We start from the raw sequence: 14,863 nt of genomic DNA, 5'->3' as shown, positions 1-14,863 counted from the left end.
CGTTCTTTCGTATTAGCGGCTCGTGCGCCGGTTCTCAACCGCGAATTTGATCAACTCGGCCTGACCTTCAATATCGAGCTTGCGCTTCAGATTCAGACGATGCGTCTCGACTGTACGCACCGACAAATCGTTGCGTTGAGCGATCTGCTTGCTCGACAAGCCCTCGGCGAGCGCATCGAGAATATCGCGCTCGCGCGGCGTGAGCCGTTCTATCGGCGATTGCATGGCCGACGCCTGAATTAGCCTCGCGCCGAGTCCGGCGCTGAAATATGTCTTGCCGTCGAGTACCGCGCCAATCGCCTGAATGATTTCGGTCGCCGGCGAATCTTTGAGCACGTAACCGCTGGCGCCGGCGCGCACTGCCTGAGTAACGTATTCGAGGTTGTCGTGCATCGACAGCATCAGTACCCGGATTGCTGGAAAGCGCTCATGAAACATGCCGGCCAGCGCAATGCCGTTCATCCCGTTCATGCCCACGTCCATCAGCACCAGGTGAGGCTCGTGGTTCGCCGCGAGCGCGAGTGCTTCCTGCGCATTGCCCGCTTCGCCCACGACCTCGATATTACGCACCGCTTCGAGCCGCGCACGCAAACCGTCGCGAACAAGCGGGTGATCGTCGACGAGAATCAGGCGGGCAGTAGCATGTGAGATGTCGTTCATGAAGAGCTTTCCTGCAGACTCTGCGTATGGAGCGCCGTCGCGCCGGGCGACGCTTGGCCGAGCGGCACGCGTACGGTGACGAGCGTGTGGCCGGGTTGTGAACTGAGCGCGAGCGTACCGCCTAGCGCCTCCACGCGCTCGCGCATGTTGCGCAGGCCAACGCCCGAGCGACGGCCGACAAACGCGTGCGTCACGTCGAAACCGCATCCATTGTCGGCGATTGTGAGCGTGACCGCATCGTTGGAGACTTCGAGTGCGAGTGCCGCATTCGACGCGCGCGCGTGGCGCACGATGTTGGTCAGCGCTTCCTGCGCGATACGAAACAGCACGGTGTTGACCGCATCGGGCAAAGACGCGGCGTGAGTGTGCGCAATCTGCGTGAAGCCAATTTCGATGCCCGACTGTTCGCTGAGTTCGCGCGTAAGTTGTTCGAGCGCTGCCGCGACGCCGAGATCGTCGAGCATCGACGGACGCAGCGCGTGAGAAATGCGGCGCACTTCGCGCAGCGTATCGCCGAGACGCGTGAGGCTCGTGGAGAGCGCGGCTTCGGCGGCAGGCACGCGGGTTTCACTGCGCTCGAAGCGGGCCAGCGCGGATTCGAGAAGCAGTTTCACTGACACCATCATCTGACTGATGCCGTCGTGCAATTCTCGCGACAGCCGCGCGCGTTCGTTCTCCTGCGATTCAACCACCTGTTGCGCGAGCCGCTTCAGTTTTGCGTCCGCACTGCGATATTCGGTGACGTTGAGCACCAGCGCACACAGCGCGATCGCGGCAAGTCCGGCCAGTGCAATCGCGTCGATCCACATCATCGTGCGGTCGATATTAATTGCCGCCCGTTCGTCGATATGCGCGAGCGTCGTGTCCACGTCGTCGAGATAAATCCCTGTGCCGATCATCCAGCCCCAGCGCTGGAGCGGCACGACATAGCCCAGTTTCGAAGCGAGCTTGCCTGTGGACGGACGGTGCCAGAGGTATCGCACATAACCGCCGCCTTGCGAGGCCGCGGCGAGCAGCTTCTGAATAGTGGGCACGCCTTGCGGATCGCGCAGCTCCGATAGATCGCGTCCCACCAGATCCGGCTCCCGCGGATGCATCAGCGAGCGGCCATGCATGTCGTATACAAAGAAATAACCATCCTGGCCGAAGTCCATCTTTTCGAGGATGTCGAGCGCGCGGGTGCGGCGCAGCGCGTCGTCGCGCGCATTGTCGTGGCCCGCATCGTAGAGCGGAGCGATGGCGGAAGTGGCGAGCTCGACGTAATGCTTCAGTTCGATCTCCTTGCTCGCCATATACGCAGCCTGGGTGGTCGCGTGCTGCGTTTGCGCGAGCGCGGTCGCTTCCCGGCGCACGCCGATTTCGATGCTCGCGATAGCAGCGAGGAAAGGCACGATCGCCAGCAAAACAATCTTGGCTTTGAGTTTCATCGTTGAAAAGTCGGCCGGTGGGCTACGTAGTAATACGTAGCCGGCTTACGTAGTTGCGCGCTTGTGAGGACGCTTACGAAGGCGAATACTACATCCCCGCGGCGTAGTGCGTCTTGCGGGCCGCTTTCGCCGCCATGCCGGTGCGCAATTCGTATGAACGTTCTGGGCTGGGGCTTGTTAATGCTCGGGCTCATTGGACCTTAGCACTGCGCAAAAGCAGCTTCCGGTGTTGCATCAGGTATTGCAACTGATACCAGGTACCGGGTTTCCGCGTGCCGGACCACGAGTCCGGACGCGCGGTGTCAATAATAGACCTAGGAGAAGTACATGGAGACCTCCCCATCCGCCGGCCGGTCATGGCTATGGCTCATTCTTTTGCTCCCGTATATCGCGCTTTTATGGTTGCCGTTCTATAACGACACACGTCCGTCGTTCGCTGGTTTTCCGTTCTTCTACTGGTATCAGTTCTTGTGGGTGCCGTTGACCTCGCTACTGATTTACGTCGTGTACCGAGGTGTCAAATGAGCGATCTGAATCCCGTCAATCCGGTGGCGATGACCGTCTTCATCGCGTTCTTTGTTCTTGTCACGGTGATCGGTTTCTTTGCCGCGCGCTGGAAACGTGGCGACCTCACGCAATTGCACGAGTGGGGCCTCGGCGGCCGGCAGTTCGGTACGGTCATTTCGTGGTTCCTCGTTGGCGGCGACTTCTACACGGCCTATACGGTGATCGCGGTGCCCGCGCTCGTGTATTCCGTGGGCGCTTATGGTTTCTTCGCGCTGCCGTACACGATCATCGTTTACCCGTTCGTGTTCGCTGTAATGCCAAAACTGTGGAAGGTCGCGCATGCGAAGAACCACATTACGGCAGCAGACTACGTGCAGGGCGAATACGGCGGCAAGTGGTTCCCGGCAGCGGTCGCGATAACCGGCATTGTCGCGACGATGCCGTATATCGCGCTGCAACTGGTCGGCATGCAAGTGGTGATCAAGGGTCTCGGCGTGACTGGCGAACTGCCGTTGATCGTCGCCTTCGTGATTCTCGCGCTCTATACGTATGCAAGCGGCTTGCGCGCTCCGGCCATGATCGCGTTCGTGAAGGACATCATGATCTATATCGTCGTGATCGCGGCGGTGTGGCTGATTCCGGCGAAGCTCGGCGGCTACGCGCATGTGTTCGACGCAGCCGATACGTATTTCAAGGCGAAGGGCGGCGCAACCGGCATCATCCTGAAGCCGACGCAATTCACCGCTTATGCATCGCTCGCCTTGGGGTCGGCGCTCGCGGCTTTCATGTATCCGCATACGATGACGGCAGTGCTGTCGTCATCGTCCGCAACGACGGTGCGCAAGAATGCGATCTTCCTGCCGGCTTATACGCTGCTGCTAGGTCTGATCGCGTTGCTCGGCTATATGGCGATTGCGGCCGGCGTGCATGTCAAGTCGGCTTCGGATATGGTGCCGGCGCTTTTCAACACGCTGTTCCCGTCGTGGTTCGTCGGCTTTGCGGCGGCGGCGATCGCAATTAGCGCGTTGGTCCCGGCAGCCATCATGTCGATCGGCGCGGCCAATCTGTTCACGCGCAATTTGTGGCGTCCGTTGGTGTCGCCGAATATCACGCCTGAAGCCGAAGCGGCGAACGCGAAAATCGTGTCGCTGGTGGTGAAGTTCGGCGCGTTGCTGTTTATCGTGTTCCTGCCGACGCAATATGCGATCGACCTGCAATTGCTCGGTGGCGTGTGGATCCTGCAGATCTTCCCGGCTATCGTGTTCTCGCTGTACACGCGGCGCCTCAACACGCCGGGTCTGTTCATCGGCTGGCTCGTCGGCATCGTGCTCGGCACCGGCCTCGCGATTTCGCAAGGGCTCAAGCCAGTGTTCGCGTTGCATCTCGGCGACGCGGTGTATCCGGTTTATATCGGCCTGATCGCACTGGTGGTGAATGTCGCCGTGACGTTTGCGGTATCCGCCGTGTCGCCGCGACGAGTGGCTGCTGCCGTCTGATCGCGTTCTGACTCACCGGCGCCGCGAGCTGTTGCGCTCGCGGCGCTCGCTTTGCTGAAGCGGATCTATCCTCTATACGAGTACTTCTACCGATTGCATTGCCCGGCGAATTTCCAATGTCCGGGCCCACGATTCGTCGCGGATCGTCTCGATCAGACAATCGATAAAGCAACGCGAAGCGGTGTCCGACGGCTCGCCTGTGCGCCTGATGATGCCCACCGTGGAATCTTCGAGTTCTTCCCGCAGCGGAATCGCGCATAGGCCGTCACGCGCCGCGCATAGTTCTATGAGCGGCCACGGAAAATTGCTGATCATGTCCGTGCGCTTCAACAGCGCGATAGCGACGGTCAGCGAGTGCAGAAAGTGAATGCTGCCCGCATCCGTAATCGCGGTGAGAGTGCGTAGTTGATGAATCTTCATGTGTGGCCTGCAACTTCGCGACGGCATGCGGTAAGGCGTTTGCCTTTGCTTTACGCGTTCATCAACGCGAGCCGTTCTCAAGCGGGCTATGCCGGAATATTGTGGAGGCACGCTCACAACGTTGCAGTGCCTGATCGTTCATCTCATCGTGCTGCAAGTTCTGCCCTCGGTAGTCCTGACGGTTATGCGGTTCGCTAAGTGTATAAAACAGGTTATCCAGATTGAATGTCCGGGCTGCGTCAGCGCCTCGAACACCGCGCGCCGGTCTTGAATGTTATTAGCATAGGAGGGTAAAGATGACTGAGCAAGCCCTCATGCCCGCGGCAACTTCTGCCGGTGTTGTAAAGCGCCTCTCTTGCGGGGATACATCATCGGCGCATTATCCGCACGACATTGACGTGGCGGCTGCGGTATCTGGGGGACACGCCGGCTGCTCGTCGTTTGTCGATTCCCTCACCGGTGTGCACAACCGGGCGTACGCAGTCGGGCGCGCTCAGCAGTTGCTGAAATCGGCGCACGCCGCGCGCGTGGCGGTGTTGATCGTCAATCTCGATGGCTTCAGCAAGATCAACGATATTGCCGGCTACGATCTCGGCGACCGCGTCTTGCGCAGCGTCGCGCAGCGGCTCGCGGGCTCGATCGATCAGGACGACCTGCTCGCGCGTATCGGCGGCGACGAGTTCGTGATCGTCGCCGATGATCATGGCGATGCTTCGACGCTGACCGCGTTCGCGCAACACGTGCTTGCATTGTTCAGGGAGCCGTTTGTGATCGGGGGCCATGAGTACCGCGTGAGCGCGTCGGTGGGCGTTGCGCTTTCCAACGGCGAGCCTCGCGATGCCGCCGCGTTGATGCGCGATGCCGGCTCGGCGATGCGTCGCGGGAAGCTGTGCGGCCCTGGCAGGCTGCGCATTTTCACGGGCGACGTGCAAGAGGATGTGCAACGCCGCTTCCGGATAGAAGAACTGTTGCACCATGCGTTGAGCGCCGGCGAACTGAAGCTTGCGTATCAGGCCGTGATCGACGCTGCGTCGCGCGAAACGATAGGCGCTGAAGTCTTGCTGCGTTGGAGCAGCAGCGAGCTTGGCGACGTTGCGCCCGCCGAGTTCATACCGGTCGCAGAAGAAGCGGGATTGATGGAAAGCATCGGCGATTGGGTGCTGGAACAAGCGTGTGCCCAGGCCGCGGATTGGCGCTGGAGTATCGCGCCGAGCTTTGCGGTGTCGGTGAACATCTCTCCGGTCCAGTTCAACGAGCGCCTCGTGCGGCAGGTCGCTGCCTGTCTCGCGAACAGCGGCCTCGAAGCATCGGCGCTGCAACTCGAAATCACCGAGGGCATGCTGATGCCGGATGATGCTGCCGTGCGTGCAACCACCGCGGCGCTTGCGACGCTTGGCGTCAAGCTTGCGGTCGACGACTTCGGCACCGGCTACGCATCGCTGTCGTATCTCAAGCGTTTCCCGCTGCATAGCCTGAAGATCGATCGCTCGTTTGTTGCTGGCTTGCCGCGCGATACGGATTCGCTCGCCATCACGCATGCGCTCGTAAAGATGGCCCACGCGTGCGGTATGTGCGTGACGGCGGAAGGCGTGGAAACCGAAGAGCAGGCTACGGCGCTATGCGAGATGGGCTGCGACATGCTGCAAGGCTATCTGTTCAATCGCCCGGGCAGCGCAGCCGACCTTGCCGGCGTGTTGTCGCGCGCCAGTCGCTTAAATAGACGACGTCGTTTGTCAAAATAAGGTATCCGAAATAAAAATAGAGTTTTTGGCCGTGCCTTCTAGAATGACTCCATAAAGAAGACGAGCCTGTGTGCCGCCAGATCGAGCGGCGTTGTATAAGTCAGGAGAGAGACCATGTGTGATGCGGAAATCGCTGCAGTGCTGTTGAACCGTTGCGCAGTTCAGCCAGTCGACGAAGGCGAGCCGATTTATCTCGGCGTATTGCGTGAAGGAAATCTGTCGTTCAAGCGCGAGCTAGGCTTCGTGGGTGCGCGCGATGTTCCCGATATCAAGGCATGCCGTACCGAGTCGCTGATTTTCGACGACGGTTCGCGTGCGTTGCGTATCAGTGTCGAAGAGAGTGAAGGCGGTTGGACGCGATGGACTGCGCTACAACCGCTTCATTGAAGGGAGCGGCACGATGCCGGCACGAGCCGGCATCCGTACAACAATGCGACCCAACAAAGCGGCAAGGCCACTCACGTTTATGTCCTGCGCTAGAACCTGTCTACTCTGAATGGACGCGGGTCCACGAGCGTTTCTTCACCTGTCATCATTTCTGCGATCAGGCGCCCCGTCACCGGGCCTAACGTGAGTCCGTGATGCGCGTGGCCGAATGCGAACCATAAGCCCCGATGTTTTTCAGCTCGGCCGATGACCGGCATCATGTCGGGCGTGCAAGGACGCGCGCCCATCCACGGCTGAGCGTCCAGACGTTTATCCAATGGGAACAGTGTGCGTGCAATCGGTTCGACGGCGGCCAGTTGCGTAGGCGTTTCCGGCGCATCGAGCAGTGCGATTTCCGCGCCGGTCGTCAAGCGAATGCCGCGCGCCATGGGAGCGAGCAGATAGCCCTTTTCAACGTCCAGTACCGGATGATTGAGGCGCGCTCCTGCCCGCGGCGCATAGTGCATGTGATAGCCGCGCTTGACGCCGAGCGGCAGCCGATAGCCGAGCCGCGAGCTCACGCCGTCGGACCACGGCCCCAATGCCACCACCACCGATGAAGCCGCGATCGTGCCCGCGTCCGTGGTGACTTCCCAGCCATCGCGAAGCGTGTTGGCATCGCCGGTGAAAAAGCGTCCGCCCAGTGTCTCGAAGTATTTCGCATAGGCCGTGACGAGCGCGTTCGGGTCGCTCACCGAATCGGATTGCGTATAACGCAGGCCGCCTTGCAATGCCGTGTCGAGATCGGGTTCCGCCTGCTGCAAGCGAGCGGCGTCGAGCAATTCGAACTCGACGCCATATTCGCGGCGCCACTGCTCCGCGAGCCGTGTTTCGGCGTCTTGAGCCGCGCTGCTACGAAACACCTTGATCCAGCCGGTGGGGCGCAGCAACGCGCTCGCTTGCGCACCGGCAGCCAATGCGCAGTGCTCGGTCACACAGTGTTCGATTAGCGTCGAATACGACTTCGCGATTGCGGCGTGTTTCGCCGGGTCGGAATTGCGCCAGTATTTCCACAGGAACGGCGCGGCATGGAAGAGCGCATCGGCGTGATAACGCACGTCGAGCGACTGGTTGCGCGCATAGCGAAGAAGGGCACCGAGTCCGCGCGGAAATGCATATGGATAGACGCCTTCGCGCTGGATCAATCCGGCGTTGCCGAACGATGTCTCGTTGCCGGGCGGCTTGCGGTCCACAAGCGCGACCTGGCGGCCGCGTTTTTGCAGATGCACGGCCACGCACACGCCGACAATGCCGGCGCCTAGGACCACGGTATCGAATTTGATTGCAGTCATCTGTTAAACCGCTGAGAGTCCGGAGCCGTTGGAGCCGGACTCATTCAGAATAGGAGGCGAGGTCACGATCGATTTCAGCGATGCATCCGGCTTCGTGAGCTTCGACAGGTCGGGACGCGGCCGTCGCAACACCGGCGACTGCGCGAAGACCTGTTCCATTGCGTGCGCGACAGCGAGCGTTTTGCGGTCGCCATGAAACGGCCCGACGATCTGCAACCCGAATGGCATGCCCGCATCATCCAGGCCGCATGGCAGCGATACGGCCGGATGCGTCGTCAGCGTGACGACATAGGTGAGCGCGAGCCAGCGGTAATAGTTGTCCTGCTCGCGTCCATCGATTTGCGCGGCGTATAACTGCTGCCATGGAAACGGCGACACCGGCGTAGTCGGCGACAGGATCACGTCGTATTCCTGGAATGCGTTCTGAAAGCGTTTGAAGATGCGCGTCTGTTCAGCTTGCGCCCACGCGCTATCCGTGAGGCTCATGCTTGCGCCGAGTTCATAGTTGGCGCGCGTGTTCGGACCAAGCTGCTTCGGGTCGCGCGCATAGGCATCGTGCAAACCGGCGACGAAGCTCTCCGCGCGGATCACGTCGAAACAGCGGTGCACGTCGCCGAGATCGAAGCTCACTTCTTCGCATGAACGGAACGACGGCGCGATGAGCGCAATGCGCTCGCGGAACACCTGGCGGATGGATGCGTCGACGTCGCAACTGCCGAAGTCTTCGGTCCAGCCCACCCGCAGAGAGCCGGGATCGACGTCGGCGGGTGTTGCGAAGCTGAGCGGATCGACGGTAAAACTTAGCGGATCGCCCGCGGATAGGCCGGCCGTGGCAGCAAGCTGCAGGCACGCTTCGGCGACGGTGCGGCCCATTGGACCCACCACCGAGATCGGCGTCCAGCCCAGCACTTTGCGGGAGTTCGGCACGAGCCCCGGCGTCGGACGAAAGCCCACCACGCCACATTTCGAAGCCGGAATGCGCAACGATCCGCCGGTGTCCGAGCCGGTGCAGACGGGCAGCATGTCGCACGCCAGCGCGGCGGCAGACCCGCCCGACGAGCCGCCCGCATTCAACGCGGTATTGAATGGATTGCCGGTCGCACCCCATACCGGATTGCGGGTGTTGGCACCCGCGCCGAGTTCCGGCACATTGGTCTTGGCGGTGACGATTGCGCCGGCGGCGCGCAGGCGCTCGACAAGCACCACGTCGTGCGTGGGGACGTTGCCGCGCGACATCGGCGAGCCGTAGGTCGTTAGTAGTCCGGCTGTGTTTTCCAGATCCTTGACGCCTAGCGGCAAGCCGTGGAGCAGGCCCAACATTTCGCCGTCGAGCACCTGTTTTTCGGCGCGCTTCGCGGCAGCTCGCGCGGCCGGAAAATCCGTCGCGGTGATCGCGTTGACTGCGGGATTCACGGCTTCGATTCGCGCGATGCACGCCTCGAGTAATTCAACCGGCGAGATCTCTTTCGCGCCGATCATCCGGCGCAATTGCACCGCGCTGCGGCCGGGCAATTCGTTGTCTTGACTCATTGCATTCTCGCTCATTGCTTCGTCCTCATCAGGCGAGCGCTTCGCCCGTACGGTCTTTTAGCCAGATCACCGGCACGAGAGAAATCGCGCACGCGGCGGCGACATACCAGGCTGGCGCAAGCGGATTGCCCGTGCGCACGATCAGCCAGCTTGCGACAAACGGCGAGAACCCGCCAAAGAACGATGCGCTCACCACGTAGGTCAACGCAATCCCCGTGGCGCGCACATGCTTGGGGAACAGCTCGGGAATCATCACCAGTACCGGCACGATCTGCCCTGACACGAACACGGCCAGCAACGCGGATACGATGCACAGCGCGGCCATCGACGGATGCGCGCTCAGAAACGCGAACGCCGGATAGACGAGCAACAGCATCACCACGCGCGAAATCACGAGTACGCGCTTGCGGGTGAAGCGATCCGCGAGCATGCCCGTAAGCGGCGCCGCGACGAACAGGGCAAGCGAACTGACGATACCCGAGATGACCGCGGCCGTGGAAGAAAGATGCAGTGCGCGCACCGCATGGCTCGGCAGAAAAAACGCGGTGATGTAGACGGAAACCGAGCCACCCAATTCGGCGAAGGTGCCGAGAATCGTCAGCTTCAGATGCGTGGTCAGCGCGGCCTTCAGCGCGCCCCGCGGCGCGGCTTCGCCAGGCTTGCGCCCCGGCAGGGTTTCTTCGAGCCGCCTGCGGATCAGCATGCCGGCCGGCGCCGCGACGATGCCGAGCACGAACGGAATGCGCCAGCCCCATTCGAGCACCGCTTGCTTGGGCAACAACACGTTGACGAGCGTCGCCACCAGTGCGCCGAGCACGAGCCCCGCAGCGGTCGCCGCGAAGTTCCAGCTTGCGAAGAAGGCGCGGGTGTCGTCGGTTGCGTACTCAACCAGCAATGTGGTGCCGGGTCCGAACTCGCCGCCCGCCGCGAAGCCCTGAATCAGGCGCGCCACGAGCACGATCAGCGGCGCGACGAAACCCGCGACCGCGTAAGTAGGTGCGCACGCGATCATCGCGCAACTGAGCGCCATCAGCATGATAGTGAGGACCATCGCGTTCTTGCGACCCGCGCGGTCCGCGTACGCACCGATCACGACGCCGCCGAGCGGCCGGACGATGAAGCCGACGCCGAATACACCGATCGAAAGCAGGAACTGGTTGACTGGCGACGCGCCCGGAAAGAACAACTGGCCGATCTGGATCGCGAAAAAGCTGTAGATCGTGAAGTCGTAGAATTCGAGCGCCGTGCCGATGGTCGTGGCGGTGATGACGCGGGTTTTCGTCAAACCGGACTTACTGAGAGCAAGGGTGGACACGATAGGGTTCCCACAGGAAAGGTGGAATCGACGTGAGTTATCATATATGAGAAAAAATAAATTTCTCATATCCGAGAAATTTTCATGGCAAGTGGAAGCGGATCAGATGGCCAAAGCCGTAATGGAACAACAGAAAGCGGCCGTGCACGAAGCGCCGCCTTTGCTCGATCACAAGCTGGTGGGCGGGCATTTGCGGCAGGCGCGCAAAGCGCGCGGGCTGACGCTGGCCGAGTTGTCGGAGCGCTCGGGCATAGCGGTATCGACGATCTCGAAGGCTGAGCGCGGCGATATCGCGCTGACGTACGACAAGTTCGCGGCGCTCGCGCATTCGTTGGAACTCGAGTTCGACGCGATTTTCGGCCGGCGCCGCAAGCCGGGCGCCGGCGCGATGAAGCCGTCGTTTACGGCGGCGGGCAAGCAGCAGATCTACGACACGCCGAACTACGAGTACGGCATGCTCGCGAACAGTCTGACCGGCAAACGCATGATGCCGATGCGCGCACACATCCACGCGCGCGCCGTGTCGGACTTCCCCGAGTACATCCGGCACTCGGGCGAGGAGTTCGTCTTTCTGCTGAGCGGCAAGCTCGAATTGCGCTTTGAAAACGGCAAGTCGTTCAAGCTGATGCCGGGCGACAGCCTCTATTTCGACAGCTCGGTTGGGCATATCTATCTGAGCGTGGGCGACGAGGACGCCGACGCGCTGGTGTGTTGCGTCGATGCGGACGAACATCGTCCGCGCGGCGCTATTTGAGCGCAGGTGGGACGCGGTTCTTGAGGCGTCATCGAGCGTCTCTACAACGCCGGAACGCGGCTGTGTTGCCGACCAATCTTCACGCGGCGGAAGCCGTTGCCTGCGTCTGCGTGTAAACTGCTCACTTTTTTGCATTCGGTGGTATGTTGCAAGCCCCCCAGCGCACAGCTCTCAGCGGCCCGGCGCTTGTCCGCCTGCTGGCGCGTCTCGCCGATGTCGACGTTCCCGAATTCCGGCAATCGCTGTCTGACCGGTTGAGCGACTGGCTCGGCTGGACGGACGCGATCGCACTGTCGTCGGCGCTCACCGGCGCGCCGCTCGCGGTGCCCGCGGGCGCGCGAGCGTTCGGCAGCGCCGAAGAAGCGGAATGCGCGCGCGTGCGTGCGTCGCTGGTGAAAACCATCGCGGGCGACAGCATGTTTGCCGCCGACAAGCGGCGCCGTTTCGTGCACGTCGCACAGCAGCGCGCGTCCGCGGAAATGCAGGCCGCGCCGGCCGTACCGGTCGACTACGCGCAGTTTCGTCAACGCTACGTGGCCCTGCAGCAATCGATGGAAACGGGCGTCGGCAATTTGCGCGGCCGGCTGCGCGCGTTGCTGGCCGCGAAGTCGCCCGCCATGGGCCGTCTAGCGGTGCTGGATGCTGTGATGGAGCGCGCACTGAGCGAGCGCGAGCGGAACCTGCTCGCCACCGTGCCCGTGTTGCTCGCGGGGCACTTCGAGCGCTTACGCGACGCCGCACGGCAGGCGCAGGCCGTCGAGCAAACGGCGGACGATGCCGCGCAAGCCGCGCGAGCCGAGGAAGGCGCAAAGATCGCAAGCCTCACCGTCCACTCCGCCGCAGCGGCCCAAGCCGCCGACGCCGCAAAAGCATCGCCGAAGCACGCTCAATTGGTCGCGCCCGGCGCCTGGCTCGACGTATTCCGCAAAGACATGCAGAGCGTGTTGCTTGCCGAGCTGGATGTTCGTTTACAACCGGTCGAAGGGCTGCTCGCCGCCCTTCGTACTCGCTAACCGGGACACCATGTCCAGATATCGTATTGATCTCGTTTTGTTCGCGGCAGGTCTCGCCGCGGTGGGCGGCATTGCCATCGGCTATGTCGGTTCGAACTGGCTGGCGCTGGCTGTCACGCTGCTGATCGGCGCCTGCTATCTGACGGGCGCGCTCGAATTGCGGCGCTACAGCCAGGCCACGTCGACGCTCACGCGCGCCGTCGCGGACCTGTCTGAGCCGCCGCCGCGGCTTGGCGCCTGGCTCGAACTGCTGCATCCGAGCCTGCGCAATGCGGTGCGCCTTCGCATCGAAGGAGAGCGAGTCGCGCTGCCGGGGCCCGCGCTTACGCCTTACCTCGTCGGCTTGCTGGTGTTGCTCGGCATGCTCGGCACACTGCTCGGCATGGTGGTGACGCTGCGCGGCACCGGCATGGCGCTCGAAGGCGCGACCGATCTCGCGGCGATCCGCGCTTCGCTGGCCGCGCCGGTCAAGGGGCTCGGATTCGCGTTCGGGACGTCGATTGCGGGCGTGGCGAGCTCGGCGATGCTCGGCCTGCTGTCCGCGTTGTGCCGCCGCGAGCGGCTGGAAGCGGCGCAACGGCTCGACGTCAAGATCGCGACGAGCTTGCGCATCTACTCGCAGGCTCATCAGCGCGACGAAAGCTTCCGGCTTTTGCAGCGGCAAGCCGAGCTCATGCCGACACTGGTCGACCGTCTACAGACGATGATGGCCGCGATGGAGCAGCACAGCCTCGCGTTCAACGAGCGGCAACTCGCGAGCCAGGAAGCATTTCACGGCAAGGCTCAGGCCGCGTACACGTGCCTCGCGGCATCGGTCGAGCAGTCGCTCAAGCAGAGCGTCGCCGACAGCACGCGCGCCGCTGGCGAGGCTTTGGAACCCGTCATGCAGGCGACGATGGCCGGCCTCGCGCGCGAAAGCTCGGCCTTGCACGAGAGCGTGTCGCAGGCGGTGCAGCGGCAACTCGACGGGTTGTCGAGCGGTTTCGAATTGGCCACCGCGACGGTCGCCGACATCTGGAACAAGGCGCTCGCCGGACATCAGCGTTCGAGCGAGGAACTGACGCAGCAGTTGCGCTTGTCGCTGGATCACTTTACGCAGACCTTCGAACAGCGTTCGGCCGGTTTGATCGACAGCGTGTCCGCGCGGCTGGAAACCGCAGCGGGCAACGTATCGCAAGCATGGAACGAGGCGCTGTCGCGTCAGGAGCAAGCCGGCGCGACGCTGGCGGCGCGTCACGAACAGGCGCTGACTGCCGCGGCCGCGACCTTCGGACAGCACTCGGCGTCGTTGCTGCACACCGTCGGACAGTCGCACGCGGACTTGCAGACCGAACTCGCGTCGCGCGACGAACAGCGGCTCGCGGCCTGGACCGCGACGCTCGGTTCGATGGCGGCCACGCTCGGCAAGCAATGGGAGCAAACGGGCGAGCGCACCGAAGAGCGGCTCGCGGCGTGGACGGCGAAGCTCGGTTCGACGGCTGCCACCCTCGGCAAGGAATGGGAGCAGGCAGGCGAGCGCAGCGAAGAGCGCCTCGCGGCGTGGACCGCGAAGCTCGATTCGATGGCGGTCACGCTCGGCAAGGAATGGCAGCAAGCGGGCGAGCGCACGGCGAGCCGTCAGCAGGAGATTTGCGACACGCTCGCGCAGACCGCGCGCGACATCTCGGCGCAGACGCAGGCGCATGCAAGAGAGACCATCGTCGAAATTTCGCGACTCGTGCAAGCGGCGTCCGAGGCGCCGAAGGCCGCGGCCGAGGTGGTCGCCGAACTGCGCCAGAAGCTCTCCGACAGCATGGTGCGCGACACCGCGATGCTGGAAGAACGCAGCCGCCTGCTGGAGACGCTCGAAACGCTGCTCGATGCGGTGAATCATGCATCGACGGAACAACGCACGGCAGTCGACGCGCTTGTCGCGACGTCGGCGGATTTACTGGAGCGCGTCGGCACGCGCTTCACTGACAAGGTCGAGGCCGAAGCGGACAGGATCGGCACCATTGCCGCGCAGATCACCGGCGGCGCCGTCGAGGTGGCGAGCCTCGGCGAAGCGTTCGGTGCGGCCGTGCAGTCGTTCGGCGAGTCCAACGACAAGCTCGTCGCGCATCTGGAACGGATCGAAACCGCGCTCGACAAGTCGCTCACGCGCAGCGATGAACAGCTCGCCTACTACGTGGCGCAGGCGCGCGAGGTTGTCGATCTGAGCGTGATGTCGCAGAAGCAGATCGTCGAAGACTTGCAGCAGCTCGCGGCGCGGCGCGCAACGGATGGAGTTGAAGCGGCATGA

Annotated in this window: 12 protein-coding genes and 1 pseudogene; 7 read left to right on the top strand and 6 right to left on the bottom strand. The window is 62.6% G+C overall.

All coding sequences use genetic code 11. The annotated features are described in order from the left end of the window. Nucleotides 1-12: 12 nt before the first annotated feature. Together C0Z16_RS14155 and C0Z16_RS14150 are read right to left on the bottom strand one after the other, a co-directional pair. The gene (locus tag C0Z16_RS14155) at nucleotides 13-660 is read right to left on the bottom strand and encodes a response regulator (protein ID WP_102632770.1); all 648 of its coding nucleotides are present in this window, start codon (nucleotides 658-660) and stop codon (nucleotides 13-15) included. After that, entirely contained in the window at nucleotides 657-2,087 is a 1,431-nt protein-coding gene (locus C0Z16_RS14150) for a cache domain-containing protein (RefSeq protein WP_102632769.1), read from the bottom strand. The genes C0Z16_RS14155 and C0Z16_RS14150 overlap by 4 nt, the downstream gene beginning before the upstream one ends. Nucleotides 2,088-2,414: 327 nt before the next feature. On the opposite strand from C0Z16_RS14150, the gene C0Z16_RS14145 reads away from it, so the two are divergent. Then, on the top strand, nucleotides 2,415-2,612 hold the full coding sequence (locus C0Z16_RS14145; RefSeq protein ID WP_006049469.1) for a DUF3311 domain-containing protein: 198 nt from the start codon (nucleotides 2,415-2,417) through the stop codon (nucleotides 2,610-2,612). Further along, complete coding sequence (gene mctP, locus C0Z16_RS14140; RefSeq protein ID WP_102632768.1) at nucleotides 2,609-4,090, top strand: monocarboxylate uptake permease MctP; 1,482 nt, start codon at nucleotides 2,609-2,611, stop codon at nucleotides 4,088-4,090. Before C0Z16_RS14145 ends, mctP begins: the two co-directional genes overlap by 4 nt. Nucleotides 4,091-4,162: 72 nt before the next feature. On the opposite strand, the pseudogene C0Z16_RS14135 reads toward mctP, so the two are convergent. Next, a pseudogene (locus C0Z16_RS14135) lies at nucleotides 4,163-4,462 on the bottom strand (LysR family transcriptional regulator); the annotation flags it as partial. Nucleotides 4,463-4,806: 344 nt separating this feature from the next. Between C0Z16_RS14135 and C0Z16_RS14130 the strand changes: the two are divergent. Both C0Z16_RS14130 and C0Z16_RS14125 read left to right on the top strand, forming a co-directional pair. Then, nucleotides 4,807-6,252 carry a putative bifunctional diguanylate cyclase/phosphodiesterase gene (locus C0Z16_RS14130; protein ID WP_102632767.1) on the top strand — a complete coding sequence of 482 codons (1,446 nt, stop codon included), beginning with the start codon at nucleotides 4,807-4,809 and terminating at the stop codon, nucleotides 6,250-6,252. A 114-nt stretch (nucleotides 6,253-6,366) separates the two neighbouring features. Continuing rightward, on the top strand, nucleotides 6,367-6,639 hold the full coding sequence (locus tag C0Z16_RS14125) for a hypothetical protein (protein ID WP_102632766.1): 273 nt from the start codon (nucleotides 6,367-6,369) through the stop codon (nucleotides 6,637-6,639). An 89-nt stretch (nucleotides 6,640-6,728) separates the two neighbouring features. On the opposite strand, the gene C0Z16_RS14120 is transcribed toward C0Z16_RS14125, so the two are convergent. Genes C0Z16_RS14120 through C0Z16_RS14110 form a run of 3 tightly spaced genes read right to left on the bottom strand, consistent with a single transcriptional unit; the run spans nucleotide 6,729 to nucleotide 10,815 of the window. Beyond that, nucleotides 6,729-7,970 carry an NAD(P)/FAD-dependent oxidoreductase gene (locus C0Z16_RS14120; protein ID WP_175130672.1) on the bottom strand — a complete coding sequence of 414 codons (1,242 nt, stop codon included), beginning with the start codon at nucleotides 7,968-7,970 and terminating at the stop codon, nucleotides 6,729-6,731. Between the two features lie 3 nt (nucleotides 7,971-7,973). Then, nucleotides 7,974-9,500, bottom strand: a complete 1,527-nt coding sequence (locus tag C0Z16_RS14115; RefSeq protein ID WP_102632841.1) for an amidase — start codon at nucleotides 9,498-9,500, stop codon at nucleotides 7,974-7,976. A gap of 28 nt (nucleotides 9,501-9,528) precedes the next feature. Then, complete coding sequence (locus C0Z16_RS14110) at nucleotides 9,529-10,815, bottom strand: MFS transporter (protein ID WP_102632765.1); 1,287 nt, start codon at nucleotides 10,813-10,815, stop codon at nucleotides 9,529-9,531. Nucleotides 10,816-10,921: 106 nt separating this feature from the next. Here C0Z16_RS14110 and C0Z16_RS14105 point away from each other — a divergent pair, with 106 nt between their 5' ends. The 3 genes from C0Z16_RS14105 to C0Z16_RS14095 all read left to right on the top strand — a co-directional run bounded on the left by C0Z16_RS14105 (nucleotide 10,922) and on the right by C0Z16_RS14095 (nucleotide 14,863). Beyond that, entirely contained in the window at nucleotides 10,922-11,569 is a 648-nt protein-coding gene (locus C0Z16_RS14105) for a helix-turn-helix domain-containing protein (RefSeq protein ID WP_102632840.1), read from the top strand. Between the two features lie 143 nt (nucleotides 11,570-11,712). After that, a complete protein-coding gene (locus C0Z16_RS14100) occupies nucleotides 11,713-12,582 on the top strand; it encodes a DUF3348 domain-containing protein (protein WP_102632764.1) in 870 nt (289 codons plus the stop codon). A gap of 10 nt (nucleotides 12,583-12,592) precedes the next feature. Beyond that, the gene (locus C0Z16_RS14095) at nucleotides 12,593-14,863 is read left to right on the top strand and encodes a DUF802 domain-containing protein (protein ID WP_102632763.1); all 2,271 of its coding nucleotides are present in this window, start codon (nucleotides 12,593-12,595) and stop codon (nucleotides 14,861-14,863) included.

Origin of the sequence: Paraburkholderia rhynchosiae (assembly GCF_002879865.1) — a bacterium.
GTDB lineage: Bacteria > Pseudomonadota > Gammaproteobacteria > Burkholderiales > Burkholderiaceae > Paraburkholderia > Paraburkholderia rhynchosiae.
Note: the sequence above shows the minus strand (reverse complement) of the source record. Positions and strands in the feature narration are given on the sequence as shown.